This is a genomic window from Frigoribacterium sp. PvP054, assembly GCF_040547465.1.
Classification (GTDB): Bacteria; Actinomycetota; Actinomycetes; order Actinomycetales; family Microbacteriaceae; genus Frigoribacterium.
Genome location: NZ_JBEPPU010000009.1, coordinates 111,996 through 131,392, shown reverse-complemented (window position 1 = coordinate 131,392; position 19,397 = coordinate 111,996). Strand labels below are relative to the sequence as shown.

Sequence of the window (19,397 nt, the reverse complement as noted above, 5' to 3'; positions counted from 1 at the left end):
CGTCGGCCTCGGCGACCCGGTGCAGGAGAGCGTCCGGCGCGGCTACGAGGACGCCTTCTCGTTCTTGGTCGACGACCACGGCTGGTCGCGCGGCGCCGGCCGAGGAGGCGCGGGCTCAGCCCCAGAGGCGCGTCGCGATCGAGCCGATCAGGTCGTCCGTCGGCACGTTCGTCTGGTCGACGGTGACGACGACGTCGTCGCGCACCCAGTAGGTCTGCGTGCGGTCGACCGGGTACTGCGGGTCGGGCGTCACGAGCTGGCAGCTGCGGCCGTCGTGGACGGCGGTGCAGGTGTAGCCCTGCGACGCGAAGCCGTCGAGGGCCGCGGCGCCGGCCGCGGGTTCGAGGTGCCCCATCGCGACCGAGATGCCGGAGACGTCCGAGCGCGGGTCGCGCCAGAGGCAGGACAGCTCGGTGGCCGCCGCGACGACGTCGCGCGCACCGGCCCCGGCGGGCGGGGTGGTCGGCGTGACCACGCCCGAGCTCGTGCCCGAGCCGCCGAACTCGACCGGGTTGAGGGGGATGTCGCCGAAGGTCGAGGCGTAGGTCGCCTGGTCGACGATGTCGGTGCAGTCGGTCGGCAGGGCGACGGGAGCCGACCCGCCGGGATCGGAGGCGGTCGGCTCGGGCGTCGGCGTGCCCGAGGGGGTGCTCGACGGGTCGGCCGTGCTCGTCGACGTCGGACCGGTCGACGCCGAGCCGGACGCCGACGGGTCGGGGGTCGCGCCGCCGGGGCCGGTCGTGCAGCCCGTCGCGAGGGCCAGGACGAGGCCGATGGTCGCCCCCGTGGTGATCGCCGTGTGCCTCATGGTCGTGCCCCTCTGGTCGTCGTCGACGGCCGTCGCCCGTCGGCTCCGACGCTACCGACCTGTCTGCCCGGAGGACTCGTCCTGCAGGATGACCTGGAGCCCGGGCGGGTCACGATCCTGTCACGGCGGTGGCTCGTCGCCGGTCCGGCACGGGATGCGAGACTGGTCGGCAACGACACGGCCGTCACCGACGACGGCGCACGGCGGGCACGACGAGGCCCGCCCCACCAGAGAGGGTGGCCGATGAGCACGCAGCAGCACGCGTCCGAGCACGAGCACGAGGCCGAGGCGACGACCGACGCGGGCGGCGGGGGCGACGCGACCCGCGCCTCCTCGTCCGGGGCGTCGGCCGGATCGGACGGGCCGACCGGGCCGACCACCTCGGCGGCCGACCTCGTGGTGCACACGGTGCGCGTGCACCGCAGCGACGAGCCGCTTGCCCGCGAGGACGAGCTCGCCTGGCGCCTGGCCGCGCTGGCGACCGACGACGCCCCGATCGACGACGACGTCACCGAGATGGTGATCAACCGCCTGATCGACAACGCCGCGGTCTCGGCCGCGTCGCTGCTGCGCGCCCCGGTCGCGGTCGCCCGCGACCAGGCGCTGGCGCACCCGCCGACCACGGGAGGCGCGGGCTCGCAGGTCACGGGCGTCGCCCCAGAGCACGCCGTCTCGCCCGAGTGGGCCGCCTGGGCGAACGGGGTCGCCGTGCGCGAGCTCGACTTCCACGACACGTTCCTGGCCGCCGAGTACTCGCACCCGGGCGACAACGTCCCCGCGCTCGTCGCCGTGGCACAGCACCGCGGACTCGACGGCGCGGCCCTGCTCCGCGGCATCGTGACCGGGTACGAGGTGCAGGTCGACCTCGTCCGAGCCATCAGCCTGCACGCGCACAAGATCGACCACGTCGGGCACCTCGGCCCCTCGGTCGCGGCCGGGCTCGGCACGATGCTCGGCCTGCCGACCGAGGTCGTCCACCAGGCGATCGGCCAGGCGCTGCACACGACGACCGCCACGCGGCAGTCCCGCAAGGGCGCGATCTCGTCGTGGAAGGCCTATGCGCCGGCCCACGCGGGCAAGGCCGCGGTCGAGGCCGTCGACCGGGCGATGCGCGGCCAGGGCAGCCCTGCCCCGATCTACGAGGGCGAGGACGGCGTCATCGCCTGGCTGCTCGACGGGCCCACCGGGTCGTACGACGTGCCGCTGCCGGCACCGGGGGCGTCGAAGCGCGGCATCCTCGACACGTACACGAAGGAGCACTCCGCCGAGTACCAGGCCCAGGCCTGGATCGACCTGGCCCGTCGCCTGGGCCGCTCGCACCCGGAGCTGCGTGACGCGTCCCGGGTGCGGAGCATCGTGCTGCACACCAGCCACCACACCCACGTGGTGATCGGCTCGGGCGCGGGCGACCCGCAGAAGTACGACCCGTCGGCCAGCCGCGAGACGCTCGACCACTCGATCCCGTACATCGTGGCCGTCGCCCTGCAGGACGGCGAGTGGCACCACGAGCGCAGCTACGCGCCGGCCCGCGCACAGCGGCCCGACACGGTCGAGCTGTGGCAGCGCATCACCACGGCCGAGGACCCCGCGTGGACGGCCCGTTACCACTCGACCGACCCGGCCGAGAAGGCCTTCGGCGGCCGCATCGAGGTCGAGTTCGTCGACGGCACGACGCTCGTCGACGAGATCGCCGTCGCCGACGCGCACCCGCTCGGGGCGCGGCCCTTCGGTCGTGACGACTACGTGCGCAAGTTCCGCACGTTGGCCGAGGGCGTGCTGCCCGACGCCGAGGTCGAGCGGTTCGTCGACCTGGCCACGCGCCTCCCCTCGTTGACGGCCGACGAGGTGCGGCAGCTGGGCATCGTCGCGCCCGACGCCCTCGCGGGTGCCGCGGCCCAGCCGGGCGGTCTGTTCTGATGCTGTACTCGACGGTGACCGCGGCCGACAAGCGCGCGGCGTTCCGGGCCGGGCTCGCCGACGAGCGCACGATGACGTTCCCCGGGGCGTTCACCCCGCTGACCGCCCGCCTCATCGAGCAGAAGGGCTTCGACGGCGTCTACGTGTCGGGCGCCGTCATGGCCAACGAGCTCGGGCTGCCCGACATCGGCCTCACCACGCTGACCGAGGTGGCGACCCGGGCCGGGCAGATCGCGTCGATGACCGACCTGCCCGTGCTCGTCGACGCCGACACCGGGTTCGGCGAGCCGATGAACGTCGCCCGCACCGTCCAGGCCCTCGAGGCCGCGGGCGTGGCGGGCCTCCACGTCGAGGACCAGGTCAACCCCAAGCGCTGTGGCCACCTCGACGGCAAGCAGGTCGTCGACGCGGCCACGGCCGCCGGCCGCATCCGGGCCGCCGTCGACGCCCGCCGCGACCCGTCGCTCGTCATCATGGCGCGCACCGACGTGCGGGCGATCGACGGGCTCGACGCGGCGATCGACCGGGCGCGCGCCCTCGTCGACGCCGGTGCCGACGCGATCTTCGCCGAGGCGATGGCCGACCTCGCCGAGTTCGAGGCGATCTGCTCGGCGCTCGACGTGCCGGTGCTCGCCAACATGACCGAGTTCGGCAAGAGCGCGCTCTTCACCCACCAGCAGCTGCACGACGTCGGGGTGAGCATGGTGATCCACCCGGTGTCGCTCATGCGCGCCGCGATGGGCGCCGCGTCGCGGGCGCTCGACGCCCTGGCCGCCGAGGGGACGCTCGAGTCGCAGGTGCCGTCGATGCAGACCCGGGCCGAGCTCTACGAGCTGATCGACTACCCCGGCTACGCCCGCTTCGACGCCGGCGTCTACGACTTCACGCTCGAGGGGTAGTCGGCCGCGGCTGCTCCTGACGCCGGCGCCGGTGCCGGACACCGCCGTGTGGACAGCGCACCGCGTCGTGCGGCGGCGTGCTGTCCACTCGGCGGTTCTCGACGCACCCAGGTCGTATCGTCCACAGGGTGCGGTAGGCGGGCGGTCATCCACAAGAAGGCTCAGGAGTCGCGGCCGGGTTCGATGGGCGGCCGAGCATCGACGGATGGACGACGACCTCCCCGATCTGATCTTCTCCGCCACGCCGGGTGCCCAGTCACGTGAGGCGCGCGCCCTGCGACGCGACGCCGCCGCAGGACGACTCGTCCGCGTCCGACGAGGCGTCTACGTGCCGACGGAGGACTGTGCACGACTGAGGCCCTGGCGTCGCCACGTCGTCCGGGTGCGGGCCGCCGTGTCCGCGCTCCCCGCCGACTGCGTCGTGTCCCACGGGTCGGCCGTCGCCGTCCACGGGCTGCCGAGCGTCCAGGGCGACCCGCGTCGGGTGCACGTGATCGACCGGCGTCGGGCCACGACCCAGAGCACGCCGGTCCTCGTGAAACACGCGGTCGGTCTCGAGGACGACGAGGTCGAGCCGGTCGGCGGCCTGCTGGTCACGAGCGAGGTGCGCACCGCCTACGACGTCGCGAGGTCGTCCGGCTTCGACGACGGCGTCCTCTGTCTCGACGGCGTGATGCGTCGTCGGCTCATGGTCGCCGGTCGGCTTCCGAGGACTGACGAGATGCGCGCCCGGACCGACGATCTGCGCGGCGAGTTGCGCCTCCGGTTCGGGGCGATGGCTGACCGCACGGACGGACGACGGGGTGAGCTGGCACTCGAGCGGGCGGTGTCGTTCGCCACGCCCCTGTCCGAGAACGGCGGGGAGTCTCTGGTGCGAGTCGCGTTGCATCGGCTCGGTGCGCCTCCGCCGATCCTCCAGGAGGAGTTCTTCGACGCCCGTGGATTCGTCGGACGATGCGACTTCTTCTTCGCCGCGTTCGGGCTCGTGCTCGAGTTCGACGGTTTCGGCAAGTACTCGGACCCCCGCATGCTCGCGGGGTCGTCCCCGGCCGAGGTCGTCAGACGTGAGAAGAAGCGAGAGGCTCGGCTGCTGGCGACGGGCCGGGTCCGACGCGTCGAGAGGTGCGACATCGACGACGTGCTCGACCCGCGACGGCTGGCGGCGATCGTGCGGCGTGGCGGGGTGCCGCTGCGGCCGGGCCGGGCCCAGGCCTCGTGGTCGTGAGGGTGCGCTGTCGGCACGGGCTGGGCGGCGCCCTGGCAGCGAACCGCAGAGTGGACAGCACGCCGTGACGTGCGGCGGTGTCGTGTCCACTCGGCGGTGCGGCGGGGTGCGCAGCCGTCCGGTGCGGCGACGTGCGGTGCGGTCAGGCGAGGTCGGCGAGCAGGGCGGCGACGAACTCGGTGCGCTCGACCATGCCGCGCACGCTGATCCACTCGTGGCGGGCGTGGGCGCCACCGCCGACGCCGCCGACCCCGTCGAGCACGGCGAGGCCGAGCGCCGCGGCGAAGTTGCCGTCGCTCGCACCGCCGACCGACACCTCGCGCAGCTCGAAGCCGAGCGACACGGCGACCCCGGCGGCGCGTTCGTACAGTGCGCCCGTCGCGGCCGAGCGTTCCATCGGCGGTCGGTTCCACCCGCCGGTGACCGTCACCGAGGCCTCGGGGTCGTGGGCGGTCAGCCCCGCGAACACCCGCTCGATGCGCTCGGCCTCGGCCGTCGAGGTCACGCGGACGTCGACCATGGCCCGGGCGTAGCCGGCCTTCACGTTGGTGCGGGTGCCGCCCTGGAGGACTCCCACGTTGAGCGACGTGCCGGCGTCGACGTCGGCGGCCGCGTGCAGCGCCAGGACGATGCGGGCGATCTCGTCGACGGCGCTCGCACCGGAGCGCGGGTGCAGCCCGGCGTGCACCTCGACCCCGAAGGCCTCGACCTCGAAGATGCCGACGCCCTTGCGGGCGGTCTTGACGGCGCCGTCGGCGGCGGACTCGAAGACGAACACCGCGCCTCCTCGTCCGCACTCACGCTCGATCGCCTCGCGCGAGGCGATGCTGCCGACCTCCTCGTCGCCGTTCAAGAGGAGTCGCACGTTCGGACGGGGCAGCCCCAGCCGGTCGCCGACGGCGAGGGCGTTGCCGAGCTGGATCAGCCCGGACTTCATGTCGAAGACGCCGGGGCCCGTCATGCGGTCGCCCTCGACGGTCACGGGCCAGGCGGCCGTCGTGCCCTCGGACCACACGGTGTCGTAGTGACACAGCGCCGAGATCCACTCGGTCGACCCCGAAGGCGAGGGGTAGTCGAGGGTGACGGTGTCGCCGTAGCCCTCGACGACGTGCACGCGTCGGTCGGCGGGCGGCCCCACCGTCTCGCCGAGCCAGGCCTCGATCCAGCGGAGCCCGGCCTCGAGCAGGTCGACGTCGTCGGACGGCGTCTCGAGGCTCGCGTAGGTCGTCAGGTCGGCCACCATCGCGTCGAGGCGCGCCTCGACCTCGCGGCGCAGGGCGGTGACCTGGTCGGGCTGCAGGGCGTCGGGGCTCACGGTCTCGCTCTCGTCGGGCCCGTCGCGGTTCGCGGGCATCTGACCATCTCACTCCCACGGGCGTGGTGGCGACCGGCCGGGAGGCGCGGTGCCGGTCCCGAGGAGGCGCGGTGACGGTCCCCGAGGAGGCGCGGCGCCGGTTCCGAGGGGGCGTGGTGTCGGTCCCCAGGAGGTGCGGTGCCGGTTCCGAGAAGGTGCACCCGGCTCTGTCGGAGGCCCCCGATACAGTCGGTGGCACCGACGACGGCACCAGCTGCCGCACCGACCGCGACACCGACGAGGGGGCCCCGTGCGCATCCTGCACACCAGCGACTGGCACCTGGGTCGCACGCTGCACGGGGTCGACCTGCACGAGCACCAGCAGGCGTTCGTCGACCACCTGGTCGCGCTCGTGGCCGAGCGCTCGGTCGACGTCGTCGTGGTGGCCGGTGACGTGTACGACCGGGCCGTGCCCGCGGTGCCCAGCGTGCGCCTCCTCGGTCGGGCCCTCGCGGGGCTGACCGAGCACGCCACCGTGGTCGTCACGCCGGGCAACCACGACTCGGCGGTGCGACTCGGGTTCGCGGCCGAACTGATGCGGCCGGGGCTGCACCTGCGGGCATCGGTCGACCTGCTCGACGACCCCGTCGTCGTCGACGACCCCGACGGCCCCGTCGCCTTCTACGGGCTGCCCTACCTCGACCCCGACAGCGTGCGCCGGTCGCTCGCCCCGGCGGGGTCCGACGAGCCCCTGCCCCGCTCGCACGCGGCCGTCGTCGGCGCGGCGATGCAGCGCGTGCGCGACGACCTCGCCGGACGGTCGGGCACGCGGTCGGTCGTGCTGGCGCACGCGTTCGTGGTGGCGGCGCGGGCCCCGGTGCCCGGTGGCGGTGGCGCCGTCGGGGGCGGCGCCGACGTCGACGCCCGGCCCGTCGAGCCCGTCGAGTCCGGTGAGGACGTCGAACCCGGTGAGCAGGTCGACGGGACGACCGCACCCGAACGCAGCGAGAGCGAGCGCGACATCCGGGTCGGGGGCGTCGACTCGGTGCCCTCGACCGCGTTCGAGGGCGTCGACTACGTCGCCCTCGGCCACCTGCACGGGGCGCAACGGGTCGGTGCGTCGGGGCGCCTGCGCTACTCGGGCTCGCCCCTGGCCTTCTCGTTCGGCGAACGCCACCAGGCGAAGTCCACGACGATCGTCGACCTGGCCGCCGACGGCTCGGTCTCGGTCGAGCTCGTCCCCGCTCCCGTGCCGAGGCGCCTGGCCGAGGTGACGGACACCCTCGACGCCCTGCTCGACGGGCGCCACGACGACCTGCGCGACGCCTGGCTGCGGGTCTTCGTGACCGACCCCGTCCACCCCGAGCGCCTCTACTCACGCGTCGCCGAGCGCTTCCCGCACGCGTTGGCCATCCACCACACCCCGGTCGGCGCGGTCGACGCCCCGACGCTCGCCGCCGTCACGGCCGAGTCCGACCCGATCGAGGTGGCGGCCGACTTCGTCGCCTTCGCCTCGGGTGGGGCGCCCAGCGACGCCGAGCTCGCCGTCGTCCGAGCCGCCTACGAGGCCGCCAGGGCGAGCGAGGTGAGCGCGTGAACCTGCACCGACTGACCCTGCGAGCGATCGGGCCCTACGCGGGTGAGCACAGCATCGACTTCGCGGCCCTCGGCGCCTCGGGCACTTTCCTGCTCGAGGGGCCCACGGGCTCGGGCAAGTCGACCATCATCGACGCGGTCGTCTTCGCCCTCTACGGCGGGCTCGCCGGCTCGGCGTCGACGCCCGACCGGCTGCGCAGCCACCACGCCGCTCCCGACGTCGAGCCATTCGTCGAGCTCGTGTTCGAGAACGGTGCGGGCGTCCACCGCATCCGCCGGACCCCCGCGTACCGGCGACCCAAGGCGCGCGGCACCGGCACGACGCCGGCGAACGCGACGGCGAAGCTGTGGCGCCTCTCGTCTCCCGACGCCGTCGACGGCGAGATCGTCTCGATCAGCACCCAAGAGGCCGGGGCCGAGATCTCGCGCATCCTGGGGCTCACCCGTCAGCAGTTCGTGCAGACGGTCGTCCTGCCCCAGGGCGAGTTCGCCGCCTTCCTCCGCTCGACGGGCGAGAAGCGCAAAGAGGTGCTGCAGTCGCTCTTCGGCACCGAGATCTACGAGCGCACGACAGCCGAGTTGGTCGAGCAGCGCAAGGCCGCCCACGCGTCCGTCGCCGCGGCCGACCGCGAGATCGAGCTGGCCCGCGCACGGTTGCTCGAAGCGAGCGGGCTCGAGGTCGACGCCCTCGACGCGGCCCTGACCGACGACCGCGGGGCCGCCCTGCTCGAAGCCCTCGAGGTCGAGGCGACCGAGGCCACGATCGGGCGGGCTCGCGTGCTCGAGGCGCGCGACGCCGCCCGTCGAGCGCTCGACCGGGTGCGGGCGCTGCGGCTCGCACTCGACCGGCGGGCCGACCTGATCGTCCGGCGGGCCCGCCTCGACGACGGCGAGGTCGAGATCACCGCGGCTCGAGGGCGCGTCGACGCCGCTCGACGGGCCGCGAGCGTGACCGACGCCCTGGCCGCGGTCGCGCGGGCGGACGACGCCGAGCGCGACACGGCGTCGCGGCTGGCCGAGGCCACCCGCGGCGTCCCGGATGGCGACGGACCCGGGTCCGCCGCAGGCGGCGGGGCCCCGGCCCGCGCGGAACTCGTGGCACGTCGCGACGCCCGGCTCTCCGAACTCGCCCTCCTGACCGAGGCGGCCCGGACCGAACGAGCCCTGCCCGGTCGCCGCGCTGCCCTCGAGGCGGCCGAGCAGTCACTCGTCGACGCCGACGGGCGCCGCCGTGAGCTCGACGACCGCCTGGTCGCGGCCCCCGCCGACCGGGCCTCGCTCCTCGTCGAGCGGGAGGCCCTGGCGGACAGGTCGACCGACCTCGCGACCGCCGAGCAGGCGACGGTCGAGGCACGGCTCCGACTGCGTGACCTCGACGACCTCGACGCCCTCGGTCGGGCCGTCGACGCGGCGTCCGCACGACTGGCCGACGACTCGGCGGCGGCCCTGCGGGCCCTGGACGACGAGGCCGGACTCCGCCGTCGGCAGATCGAAGGCATGGCGGGCCACCTGGCCGCTGGCCTGGTCGTCGGTGACCCGTGCCCCGTGTGCGGCTCGCGAGAGCATCCGGCCCCCGCGTCCCTCCGGGCCGAGCACCCCACCGACGACCAGGTCGAGGCCGCGTCGCTGATCGCCCGCGCCGCCGAGGCGCGGCAGCGCGAGTCCGCCGCCCGGCACGCGACCGCCGAGGGGCGGGCCGCCGAGGCCCGCCGTGCCCTGGGCGACCTGACCCGCGACGACGTCGAGTCCGAGCTGGCCGGGCTGGCCCTGCGCGTGTCCGAGGCCACGCGGGCCCGGGCCGCCGTCGCGGCGGCCGACGCGGCCCTCGTGGCACACGACCACGAGGTCGACCGGCTGCGCTCCGAACTCGACGACCTCCGCGAACGGGCCGCCACCGGCCGGGAGCGCGTCGCCGCCGACCGACGCGCCGTGCTCGACGACGAGGCCGAGATCGCGCGACTGCTCGACGGTCGGGCCCCGACGGTCGCCGAGCTCACCGCATCGGTGGGTGACGGCGTCGACCGCGACACGCGCCTCCTGACCCTCCTTGACGCTGCGGACGTGGCGTCCGACGCGGCGGCCGTCCGACGCGCCGAGCTCGTCGCCGCCCTCGAGCGCAGCGGGTTCGACGACGTCGACCAGGTCGCCGACGCCGCCCTCGAGGCAGGCGACCTGGCCGCCCTCGAGGCACGCGTGTCGGCTCACGAGCGCGAACGGGCCGTCGTCGCGGCCGGCCTCGCCGAGCCCGAGGTCGCCGTGCTGACCGGTGACGAGACGGCGGACGTCGAGTCGGCCGTCGAGGCCCTGGCCCTGGTCGAGGCCGAGCTCGACGAGGTCACCGACCGGGCCACCCGGGCCGGCGACAGGGCCGAGCGGTCGCGGCAGGCGCTGGGTGCCCTCGAGGCCGTGACCGCCGCCGCCGACGACACCGTCGAGCACGCCCGGGCGGTGGTGCGCATGGCGAACCTCGCCAGCGCGTCCACCGGCGAGAACGTCAAGGGCGTGACGCTCGGCACCTACGTGCTGCTGCGGCGGTTCGACGAGGTCGTGGCCGCCGCGAACGTCCGGCTGTCGGTGATGTCGAGCGGGCGGTACGAGCTCGCCTCGTCCGACGAGCGCGAGGTCGGGTCACGGTCGCGCAAGACCGGGCTCTCGCTGGTCATCCGTGACGCGACCACCGACACCACCCGCGACCCGGGCAGCTTCTCGGGCGGCGAGACCTTCTACGCCTCGCTCAGCCTCGCCCTCGGCCTCGCCGACGTCGTGCAGGCCGAGGCCGGCGGGCTCGAGCTCGGCACCCTCTTCGTCGACGAGGGGTTCGGCTCGCTCGACCCCGACACCCTCGACGCCGTCATGGGCGAGCTCGGCCGCCTGAGCGCCTCGGGCCGGGTCATCGGCATCGTCAGCCACGTCGACGAGCTCAAGCAGCGCATCGCCGACCGCGTCGAGGTGCGCCGTCGGCCCGACGGGTCGTCGGTGCTGCGCTCGACGGTCGGCTGAGGGCGCTGGCCGCGCTGGCTGCGCTGCCTGCGCTGGCCGCGCTGGCCGGGCTGGTTGCGCTGGCAGCGCTGGCCGCGCTGGCCGCGCTGGCCGCGCTGGCCGCGCTGGCTGCGCTGGCCGCGCTGGCCGGGCTGGCCGCACTGGCCGTGCTGGTCGTGCGACCCGCGCTTCCGGCGCTAGGCGATTTGCCTAGGCAGGGGTTTAACGCCGGATGAGGGGGTGGGGCCGAGCGGGGCAGGCGCGACGACCCCCGTCCGAGGGTGTTCACCGGATCATGCGCCCCCGTTCACGCGGCGGCCACCCGGCAGGAGTCTGCTGATCCCCGCCCCGTGACGACCTCGTCGCGCGGCGACCGGATCACGATCACGATCACAGGAGCAGACCCGTGCCGAAGACCACACCGAACCGCCGCCGGCGAGCGGCCCTGACGACGGGGGCCCTCGCCACGGCCGCCGTCGCCGCCCTCGCCCTCAGCCCCGTCGCCGCGTTCGCGGCCACGCCCGCGAACGTCGCCCAGAACGGTGGTGCCGCCCGCAGCATCGACGACAGCACGCAGTTGCTGCTCGACTCGGTGAAGTCGGGGCCCGCCAAGAACGTCATCCTGCTGATCGGCGACGGCATGGGCGACAGCGAGATCACCTCGGCCCGCAACTACGCGTACGGCGCCGGCGGGTCGCTGCCCGGCATCGACGCCCTGCCCCTGACCGGCCAGTACACGACGTACTCGGTCTACCGGGACGGTGCGAACAAGGGCAAGCCCGACTACGTGCCCGACTCCGCCGCGACCGGTTCGGCCTGGGCCACCGGCACGAAGACCTACGACAACGCCATCTCGGTCGACGTCGACGGCGTCCCGCAGGACACCCTGCTCGAGATCGCCAAGGCCAACGGCAAGAAGACCGGCAACGTGTCGACCGCCGAGCTGCAGGACGCCACCCCGGCCGTCCAGGCCGCGCACGTCGCCGCCCGCAGCTGCTACGGCCCCGACAGCGTCACCCAGTGCGGTGCGGACGCCCTCGACCAGGGCGGCCTCGGCTCGATCAGCGAGCAGATCATCGGCACGCGCGCCGACCTCACCCTCGGAGGAGGCGCGGCCTCGTTCGGTCAGACGGCCCGCGCCGGTCAGTGGCAGGGCGACACCCTGTTCGCCCAGGCGCAGGACCGCGGTTACCAGGTCGTGCGTGACGCCGCCGGCCTCGACGCCCTGACGGCCGCCGACCAGGCGCAGCCGGTGCTCGGCACGTTCACCGACGGCAACTTCCCGACCCGTTACGCGGCGACGACGGCGACCGTCGGTGGCGCCGACCAGGCCCCGCAGACCTGCCAGCCCAACCCCGACCGGCTGTCGACCGGCCTCTCGCTGCAGTCGCTGACCGAGAAGTCCATCGACCTGCTCGACACCGGCGACCAGGGCTTCTTCCTGCAGGTCGAGGGTGCCTCGATCGACAAGCGCGACCACAGCGCCGACGCCTGCGGTCAGATCGGCGAGGTGCTCGACCTCGACGAGGCCGTCCAGTCCGCGCTCGCCTTCGCCGAGGCCGACGGGAACACCATGGTCATCGTCACGGCGGACCACGCCCACACGAGCCAGATCGTCGACTCCACGCCTCCCGCCACGCTCAGCACGGCGCTGACCACGGTCGACGGCACCACGATGAAGATCGCCTACGGCACGGCCGCGGCGGGTGGCTCGCAGCAGCACACCGGCACGCAGCTGCGCGTCGCGGGCTACGGCCCCGGTGCCGCGAACGTCGTCGGCCTGATCGACCAGACCGACAACTTCTTCACCATCGTGAACGCGCTGCAGCTCGACCGCGACCTCGACGGCCTGAGCGCCGCCGCGACGATCTCGGCTCCGACCGAGGTCGCCCCCGGCGCCGAGTTCCCGGTCAGCACCGCGGGCCTCGCCGGCGACCGCCAGGTCACGGGCACGCTCGACGTCGACGGCACCGTGACCGACCTCGGCATCGCCGACGTGGTCGACGGCGTCGCGACCTACACGGTCACGGCTCCCACCGAACCCGGCAGCTACACCATCACGCTGACCGGCACGCAGAGCGGCACGACCCTGACCGCGACGGGCGCGGTCGTCGAGGGCGCCGTCACCCCGGCTCCGACGACGCCGCCCGCCGCGGCTCCCGCCGACGGTGCGAGCGCAGGAGGCGCGGGCACGGCAGGCGACGGACGCGGCCCCCTCGCGTTCACCGGCTCCGACGCCCTGCCCGCCCTGCTGCTCGCCCTGATGCTCGCGGGCTCCGGTGCCGCGCTCGTGCTGCGCCGTCGCCACCGTGCGGCGTCCGCGCAGGACGGCGTGCAGCTCTAGCTGCCGACGGCCTCGACGCACGGGAGGCGCGGTGCCAGCCGGCACCGCGCCTCCTGCGTTCTCGGGTCGCGTCCGACCCGGGGGATCAGACCAGCGGGTCGCGGTCGGTCGAGCGGCGCTCGACGCGCTCGCCCGTGGCCGGGTCGACCGCGCTGCGGGTGGTCGACACCGTCGAGCGACGGCGCGACGCGAAGACGATGCCGAGGATCGTCACGAGCACGCCGGCCCCGATGAGGATGTAGCCGATCAGCTGGATGTCGATGCCTGCGACCTGGAAGTCGAGAGCGAACGCGAGGACCGCGCCGATCACGATCAAGGCAATTCCGCCGCCGATGCTCATGGGGTCTCCTTCGTCCTGCGTCGCCCCGGGTGGGCGGCTGCGCCGACGCGAGGTCGGCGGGCCCCACAGTACCGACGGGCCGGGCCGAGCGGCCACGACGGACCGGATGCGCTGAGAGGATGGTGACGCCCGTCACCCCAGCCCGCAGGAGTCCCCATGACCGGAGCCGTCGGCCCCGTCCCCCTCGACCAGCCGTGCCACCGCGCCTCGCCGAAGGTCGCCGTCGTCCGGTTCTGGCGGAAGTACGCCACGTTCCACGGGCGGGCGAGTCGCAGCGAGTACTGGTGGTGGTTCGTCATCTCCCTCGTGTTCCAGGGGGCGCTGCAGGCCTGGGCCACGGGCAGCGGCGGCACGTCGACCTGGGCCGGCGGTGACGACGGCGACTGGACCTACATCGACCCCCAGGGCGTCGTCGTCGTGCTGTGGTCGGTCGTGAGCTTCCTGCCGACCGTCGCGCTGCAGTCGCGGCGTCTGCACGACGGGGGCTTCACCGCCTGGTACGTGCTCTTCTACCTGCTGCCGGTGCTGGGCTGGCTCACCCTGCTCGTCATGTCGCTGCTGCCGTCGCGCGCCTCGGGCGAGCGGTTCGACACGGGCGGCGAGCGTCAGTACCCGGGGCCCGCCTGACCGAGCGCCGTCAGAGGCGCGGTTCGGTCCAGTCCGCGGCCGAGCGGTCGGCGGCGGCCTTGCCGTAGACCAGCCAGGCGAGGGGGCCGATCAGCGGCAGGACGAACGAGAACACGGCCCAGCCGGTCTTGCCACCCGAGGTGAGCCCCCGCGACGAGAAGATGGTCGTCGCCGTGTAGATCCACAGCGCGAGCAGCAGCACGGTGACGCCGACGATGATGACGATGTGAGAACCCATCGACACAGGATGGCACTGCATCGGGCCCGACGTCCGGGGCGCCCACCTGGCGCCGGGGGGTTCCGGGGCCGCGCGACCGCCCGCTACTCTGTTCGGACTCCGGTGGGCCCGACCGCCGTGGTGGTCCCGTAGAGCGACGTCCGTCGCTCGTCTCCCGGTGGTGGACGCCCCGACGGCCGGGCCTCCGGAGCCCTGCTCCGCCCGTCGTCGACCGGTCCGGTCAGCCCTGTCGCGCCGCGTGCACCAGCTCGAGCGCCGCGCGCAGCCCCACCGCCGGCACCTGGCCGGGAGCGCTCGTCGCCCCGACCGATCCGAACGTGACGCACGACCCGAACGTCTCGCCCGCCAGTCGTGAGACGACCCCCAGGGGCCCCATCGACATGGTGATCGCGGGCACGAGTCCGGCCCCTGCGCGGAACTCGGCCGTGGCCCGCAGCACGGTCAGCACGTCGTCCGTGCTCGTGGGCATGGCGGCGAACTTGACCACGTCGGCGCCGTTCTCCTGCTGCTCGAGCAGGCGCGAGACGATCTCGCCCTGCGCGGGGGTGCCGCTGAAGTCGTGCGACGACATCACGACGACGAGGCCGGCGTCGTGGGCCGCGTCCACCAGCCCGCCCAGCAGGTCGGGGTCGGTGTACATCTCGACGTCGACCGCGTCGACCAGGCCGGTGCCGATCGCCGAACGCAGCACGGCGTCGTAGGTGGTCGGGGCGACGTCGCGTTCGCCGCCCTCCGAACCGGTGCGCAGCGTGAAGAGCAGCGGCAGGTCGGCGTCGAGCGCGCCGCGCACCCGCCGGACGACGTCGGCCACCAGGTCGAGGTCGGCGTGCCCGGTCGACCGGGCGCCGGTGCTCGCGGGACCGTCGGGGTCGGGCGCGGCGACGAAGGCGGCGTCGACGAAGTCGATGCGCAGTTCGACCAGCTCTGCGGTGTCGGCGTCGAGTGCCGAGGCGTCCTCGACGAGCGCGTCGGCGGTGCGGGCGACCAGCGGCACGCAGACCGCGGGGCGTCCGCTGCCGAGCACGAGGCGGCCGATCGACACCGGTGACGGTGCGGCCACGGTCAGCCCACCACGCTGTCGGTCGCGGAGCGCCCCGACACCGGCAAGCCGACGGAGGCGCGCATCGCCTCGCGCAGGACGGCCTCATCGGCCACCGGCTCGTCCTGGGCGAGGCCGGAGAAGAGTCGCACCTGGCCCAGCGCCTGCTCGACGAGCATGTCGAGGCCGTTGAAGACGAGGCCGCCGTCGGACAGCCAGCGGGACGCGAGCCGGGTCGGCCACGGCTCGTACGCGACGTCGAAGAGCACCGACGAGGCGCTGCTCGGGCGGAGGTGCAGGTCGTCGGCCGCGCCACCGGGCAGCGTGCTGATGACGAAGTCGAGCGGCCCGAGCGACGGCAGCTCGGTGAGGGGCGCGATCATCACGTCGGCCCCGAGCTCGCCCGCGAGCGACGTCAGCTCGCCGGCCCGCATGGGGTTGCGCAGGTGGATGGAGAACGAGCGGGCGCCGAGGTCCCACGCCGCGGCCATGGCCGACAGGGCCGTCGCACCCCCGCCGAGGATCGTCGCCGCCGCGGGTCGCGCGTCGTGGAACCCCTCGACGGTGCGGACGATGCCGTCGACGTCGGTGTTGTGCCCGTGCCGACGACCGTCGTCGTCGATCACGACGGTGTTCGCGACGCCGAGCCGTGCCGCCAGCGGCGAGACCGTGTCGAGCAGGGGCAGCACCTCGCGCTTGAGCGGCATCGTCAGGCTCAGCCCGCGCCAGCTCGCGTCCAGGCCGTCGACGAAGGCGGCGAGCCCGCCCGAGGCCACCTCGACGCGGTCGTAGTCGTACGGCAGGCCGAGGTGCTCGTAGGCCGTGCGGTGCAGCACGGGCGACAGGGAGTGCTCGATCGGCGACCCCAGGACGGCGAGACGGCGACGAGCGTCGGTCACGGGTGGACCTCCTCCTGACGCCCGCGGCTCGGACGACGACCCACCCTAACGCGAGGCCCCTGGGGCCACGACGCGAGGGGCCCGAAGCGGTGCGGGGCGCTCGCGACCGGCGCCGCGCCTCCTCGGCTCCGGGGTCTGGCAGGGTCGAGGCATGCAGATCCGACCCTTCGACGAAGCCGACACCGAGACCGTCGTGGCGCTCTGGGAGCGCTGCGGCCTCACCCGTCCCTGGAACGACCCGCGACGCGACATCGAACGCAAGCTGACGGTCCAGCGCGAGCTGTTCCTGGTCGGCGTGGACGACGAGGAGGCGCTGGTCGCCACCGCCATGGCCGGTTACGACGGCCACCGGGGCTGGGTCTACTACGTCGCCGTCGACCCGGACCGCCAGGGCCGGGGCTTCGGGCGTCAGCTCATGACCGAGGTGGAACGTCTGCTGGTCGCCCTGGGGTGCCCGAAGGCGAACTTCCAGGTGCGCAGCGGCAACGAACGGGTGCGGGCGTTCTACGAGCACCTGGGGTACTCGGTCGACGACGCGTTCGGCATGGGGAAGCGGCTGATCGCCGACTGAGGCGGGCTGGTCGGCCCCGGCGTGGCGGTCGCTCGTCGGGTGCCCGACCGTCGCCGGATGAACAACATGTGACGATCTTCGGCGGACTCTTGTCGGGTTCCCGGCGAGAACTTATGGTCGTGTGCGGTGCCCCCTCTCGGGGGGTGCCGTCACGACCGACCCGTCTTCCCCAGGAGCCCCGACGCCCATGCGCACCAGCCCCCCGTCACCCGAGTCCACCCCGACGGGAGGCCGGCGGCGCGTCCGCGGTGCCGCCCTCGTCGGCGTCGCCGTCAGCGCCCTCTGCCTCGGCACGTTGACCGCCGTCCCCGCGCAGGCCGCGACGACGACCATCGACATCCTCGGCATCAACGACTTCCACGGTCGCCTCGCGCAAGAGTCGTCACCGACCGCCGGTGCCGCCGTCATGGCCGGCAAGGTGAACGAGTTCCGGGCGGCGAACCCCGGCAACACCCTGTTCGTCTCGTCGGGGGACAACATCGGGGCGTCGACCTTCACCTCGTTCATCCAGGACGACGAGCCGACCCTCGACGCGCTCAACGCCATGGGCCTCGACGTGAGCACGCCGGGCAACCACGAGTTCGACAAGGGGCAGGACGACTTCAACGGTCGCGTCACGGCGAACAGCGACTTCCCCTACGTCAACGCCAACATCTACCGGACGTCGACCGGTGAGCGCGCCTACGACCCCTACTTCGTCAAGGACGTCGACGGCGTCCGCGTCGGCTTCGTCGGCGCCATCACCGAGCTGATGCCCGAGCTCGTCAGCCCGGCCGGCGTCGAGGGCCTCGAGTTCCGCGACATCGTCGACTCCGTCAACGACGCCGCGGCCGAGCTGACCGACGGCGTCGAGACCGACGCCAACGGCGAGGCCGACGTCATCGTCCTGCTCGTGCACGAGGGCAACGCGTCGGCGGCGGAATCTGACGCCACCGGCGACTCGGAGTTCGCCGACATCGCGAAGAACGTCTCGCCCTCGGTCGACGCCATCCTCTCGGCGCACACGCACCAGACCTACGACTTCACCGACATCGTCCCGACCGGGGGCACGAAACCGCGCCCCGTCGTCCAGACCGGCAGCTACGGCGCCAACCTGAGCCACCTCGTCGTCCAGTACGACGACACGACCGGTGAGGCGACCGTCACGAGCTCGCTCGTGCCGCTCTACCAGTCGGCCGAGCCCGACCCGACGGTCGCGGGCATCGTCCGTGACGCCGAGGCCGTCGCCGCCGTCGAGGGTCGCAAGCCCGTCGGCACCATCACCGGCGACCTGCTGCGCGCCAAGCAGCTCGACGGCTCCGAGAACCGAGGAGGCGAGTCGACCCTCGGCAACCTGGTCGCCGACGCCCAGCTCGCGGCCACGGTCGAGAACGGTGCGCAGATCGCCCTCATGAACCCCGGCGGCCTCCGCGCCGACCTGAAGTTCGCCTCGAGCGGTGACACGACCGTCGACCCGGACGGCCGCGTGACCTTCCAGGAGGCCGCCGCCGTCCAGCCGTTCGCCAACACCCTGGTCGTCTCGACGCTGACCGGAGCACAGCTCCGGCAGACGCTCGAGCAGCAGTGGCAGCCCGCGGGATCGTCCCGTCCGTTCCTCAAGCTCGGCGTCTCGGCGGGGCTGACCTACACCTACGACCCCGCGGCGCCCGCCGGGTCGCACGTCGGCGACATCACCTTCGAGGGCGCCCCGCTCGACGAGGCCGCGACCTACGAGGTGACGGTCAACTCGTTCCTGGCCTCGGGCGGCGACAACTTCACCGCCCTCAACGGCGCCTCGGCCAAGGCCGACAGCGGCAAGGTCGACCTGCAGAGCCAGGTGGACTACTTCGCGGCGAACCCGTCGGTCTCGCCCGACCTCGCCCAGCGGGCCGTCGGCGTCACCGCACCCGTGGCCCCCGAGGGGGGCTACGAGGCCGGCGACACCGTCGACTACTCGCTGTCGTCGCTGCTGTTCAGCAACGGCGGCCCGACGACCGGCACCGTGACCGCGACCCTGGACGGCGTCGAGGTCGGTTCCGCGACGATCGACGGCACCGTCGTGTCGACCACCGACGAGCAGGGGCAGGCCGCCCTGACCGTGACGATCCCCGAGATCGCCGCCGGTTCGGCCGCGCAGACCCGCCAGCTGCTGTTCACCGTCGCCGAGACGGGGACGACCTTCACGGCGCCCGTGTCGCTCGCCGCCGTGGCCGCGGCGCCGGTCGACCCGACCGACCCGACCGACCCGACCGACCCGACCGACCCGGGCACGACGCCTCCGGTGACGACCCCCGGTGGCACCGTCCCCGGCACCACGCCCGGCACGGGCTCGGGCGTCGGCCCCGGCACCACGCCCGCCGGCACGGTGCGTGACGCGGACGGTTCACTGGCCTTCACGGGCCAGGACGGCCTGGGCCTCGCCGCCCTCGCCGCGCTCGCCCTGATGCTGGCCGGAGGGTCGGCGCTGGTCGTCACCCGTCGTCGTCGTCTCCGCGAGACGACGACGTCCCGCGAGGGCTGACGCCCACCGGGCACCGCAGCGCACCGTCGACCGGACGCCGCACCACGGGACCCCGTGGTGCGGCGTCCGGTTCGTGGTGCCCCCGCCGGCCCGCCCGGGGCGCGCGACCGGCGACCGACCG

The 19,397-nt window shown here is 74.0% G+C and carries 15 protein-coding genes; 9 read left to right on the top strand and 6 right to left on the bottom strand.

The features are described 5' to 3' along the window. Nucleotides 1-115: 115 nt before the first annotated feature. Complete coding sequence (locus ABID81_RS12355; RefSeq protein WP_354595086.1) at nt 116-808, bottom strand: hypothetical protein; 693 nt, start codon at nt 806-808, stop codon at nt 116-118. A 243-nt stretch (nt 809-1,051) separates the two neighbouring features. Between ABID81_RS12355 and ABID81_RS12350 the strand changes: the two genes are divergently transcribed. From ABID81_RS12350 to ABID81_RS12340, 3 genes are all read left to right on the top strand, one after another. Beyond that, complete coding sequence (locus ABID81_RS12350) at nt 1,052-2,725, top strand: MmgE/PrpD family protein (RefSeq protein ID WP_354595085.1); 1,674 nt, start codon at nt 1,052-1,054, stop codon at nt 2,723-2,725. Further along, nucleotides 2,725-3,624, top strand: a complete 900-nt coding sequence (gene prpB / locus ABID81_RS12345) for a methylisocitrate lyase (RefSeq protein WP_354595084.1) — start codon at nt 2,725-2,727, stop codon at nt 3,622-3,624. Before ABID81_RS12350 ends, prpB begins: the two co-directional genes overlap by 1 nt. Nucleotides 3,625-3,829: 205 nt before the next feature. Beyond that, nucleotides 3,830-4,849 (top strand): hypothetical protein, encoded by a 1,020-nt coding sequence (locus tag ABID81_RS12340; protein WP_354595083.1) that lies wholly within the window; start codon nt 3,830-3,832, stop codon nt 4,847-4,849. A gap of 142 nt (nt 4,850-4,991) precedes the next feature. Here ABID81_RS12340 and ABID81_RS12335 read toward each other — a convergent pair whose 3' ends face one another. After that, entirely contained in the window at nt 4,992-6,203 is a 1,212-nt protein-coding gene (locus ABID81_RS12335; RefSeq protein ID WP_354595082.1) for a M20/M25/M40 family metallo-hydrolase, read from the bottom strand. Nucleotides 6,204-6,453: 250 nt separating this feature from the next. On the opposite strand from ABID81_RS12335, the gene ABID81_RS12330 reads away from it, so the two are divergent. The 3 genes from ABID81_RS12330 to phoA all read left to right on the top strand — a co-directional run bounded on the left by ABID81_RS12330 (nt 6,454) and on the right by phoA (nt 13,062). Then, the gene (locus ABID81_RS12330) at nt 6,454-7,740 is read left to right on the top strand and encodes an exonuclease SbcCD subunit D (RefSeq protein ID WP_354595081.1); all 1,287 of its coding nucleotides are present in this window, start codon (nt 6,454-6,456) and stop codon (nt 7,738-7,740) included. Then, nucleotides 7,737-10,739: an AAA family ATPase gene (locus ABID81_RS12325; protein ID WP_354595080.1), complete on the top strand. Its 3,003-nt coding sequence runs from the start codon at nt 7,737-7,739 to the stop codon at nt 10,737-10,739. Before ABID81_RS12330 ends, ABID81_RS12325 begins: the two co-directional genes overlap by 4 nt. A 385-nt stretch (nt 10,740-11,124) precedes the next feature. After that, complete coding sequence (gene phoA / locus ABID81_RS12320; RefSeq protein ID WP_354595079.1) at nt 11,125-13,062, top strand: alkaline phosphatase; 1,938 nt, start codon at nt 11,125-11,127, stop codon at nt 13,060-13,062. A gap of 85 nt (nt 13,063-13,147) precedes the next feature. Here phoA and ABID81_RS12315 read toward each other — a convergent pair whose 3' ends face one another. After that, entirely contained in the window at nt 13,148-13,402 is a 255-nt protein-coding gene (locus ABID81_RS12315) for a DUF6458 family protein (protein WP_354595078.1), read from the bottom strand. A gap of 156 nt (nt 13,403-13,558) precedes the next feature. Here ABID81_RS12315 and ABID81_RS12310 point away from each other — a divergent pair, with 156 nt between their 5' ends. Beyond that, nucleotides 13,559-14,029 (top strand): DUF805 domain-containing protein, encoded by a 471-nt coding sequence (locus ABID81_RS12310; protein ID WP_354595077.1) that lies wholly within the window; start codon nt 13,559-13,561, stop codon nt 14,027-14,029. A 10-nt stretch (nt 14,030-14,039) separates the two neighbouring features. On the opposite strand, the gene ABID81_RS12305 is transcribed toward ABID81_RS12310, so the two are convergent. The 3 genes from ABID81_RS12305 to ABID81_RS12295 form a co-directional block, all read right to left on the bottom strand. Continuing rightward, complete coding sequence (locus ABID81_RS12305) at nt 14,040-14,267, bottom strand: PLDc N-terminal domain-containing protein (protein ID WP_354595076.1); 228 nt, start codon at nt 14,265-14,267, stop codon at nt 14,040-14,042. A gap of 220 nt (nt 14,268-14,487) precedes the next feature. Then, nucleotides 14,488-15,327, bottom strand: coding sequence for a type I 3-dehydroquinate dehydratase (gene aroD, locus ABID81_RS12300; RefSeq protein WP_354595075.1), 840 nt, complete (start codon nt 15,325-15,327; stop codon nt 14,488-14,490). A 2-nt stretch (nt 15,328-15,329) separates the two neighbouring features. After that, nucleotides 15,330-16,205 carry a shikimate dehydrogenase gene (locus ABID81_RS12295; RefSeq protein WP_354595074.1) on the bottom strand — a complete coding sequence of 292 codons (876 nt, stop codon included), beginning with the start codon at nt 16,203-16,205 and terminating at the stop codon, nt 15,330-15,332. Nucleotides 16,206-16,356: 151 nt separating this feature from the next. Between ABID81_RS12295 and ABID81_RS12290 the strand changes: the two genes are divergently transcribed. Together ABID81_RS12290 and ABID81_RS12285 are read left to right on the top strand one after the other, a co-directional pair. Beyond that, a complete protein-coding gene (locus ABID81_RS12290; protein ID WP_354595073.1) occupies nt 16,357-16,776 on the top strand; it encodes a GNAT family acetyltransferase in 420 nt (139 codons plus the stop codon). Between the two features lie 187 nt (nt 16,777-16,963). Continuing rightward, nucleotides 16,964-19,276, top strand: coding sequence for a bifunctional metallophosphatase/5'-nucleotidase (locus ABID81_RS12285; protein WP_354595072.1), 2,313 nt, complete (start codon nt 16,964-16,966; stop codon nt 19,274-19,276). Nucleotides 19,277-19,397 lie beyond the last annotated feature (121 nt).

What these genes read in the sequence shown, in the direction of transcription:
- ABID81_RS12290 (WP_354595073.1), top strand. Translation starts at nt 16,357, where the DNA reads ATGCAGATCCGACCCTTCGACGAAGCCGACACCGAGACCGTCGTGGCG.
- ABID81_RS12285 (WP_354595072.1), top strand. Translation starts at nt 16,964, where the DNA reads ATGCGCACCAGCCCCCCGTCACCCGAGTCCACCCCGACGGGAGGCCGG.
- ABID81_RS12310 (WP_354595077.1), top strand. Translation starts at nt 13,559, where the DNA reads ATGACCGGAGCCGTCGGCCCCGTCCCCCTCGACCAGCCGTGCCACCGC.
- prpB (WP_354595084.1), top strand. Translation starts at nt 2,725, where the DNA reads ATGCTGTACTCGACGGTGACCGCGGCCGACAAGCGCGCGGCGTTCCGG.
- ABID81_RS12335 (WP_354595082.1), bottom strand. Translation starts at nt 6,203, where the DNA reads ATGCCCGCGAACCGCGACGGGCCCGACGAGAGCGAGACCGTGAGCCCC.
- ABID81_RS12355 (WP_354595086.1), bottom strand. Translation starts at nt 808, where the DNA reads ATGAGGCACACGGCGATCACCACGGGGGCGACCATCGGCCTCGTCCTG.
- ABID81_RS12340 (WP_354595083.1), top strand. Translation starts at nt 3,830, where the DNA reads ATGGACGACGACCTCCCCGATCTGATCTTCTCCGCCACGCCGGGTGCC.
- ABID81_RS12350 (WP_354595085.1), top strand. Translation starts at nt 1,052, where the DNA reads ATGAGCACGCAGCAGCACGCGTCCGAGCACGAGCACGAGGCCGAGGCG.
- ABID81_RS12305 (WP_354595076.1), bottom strand. Translation starts at nt 14,267, where the DNA reads ATGGGTTCTCACATCGTCATCATCGTCGGCGTCACCGTGCTGCTGCTC.
- ABID81_RS12315 (WP_354595078.1), bottom strand. Translation starts at nt 13,402, where the DNA reads ATGAGCATCGGCGGCGGAATTGCCTTGATCGTGATCGGCGCGGTCCTC.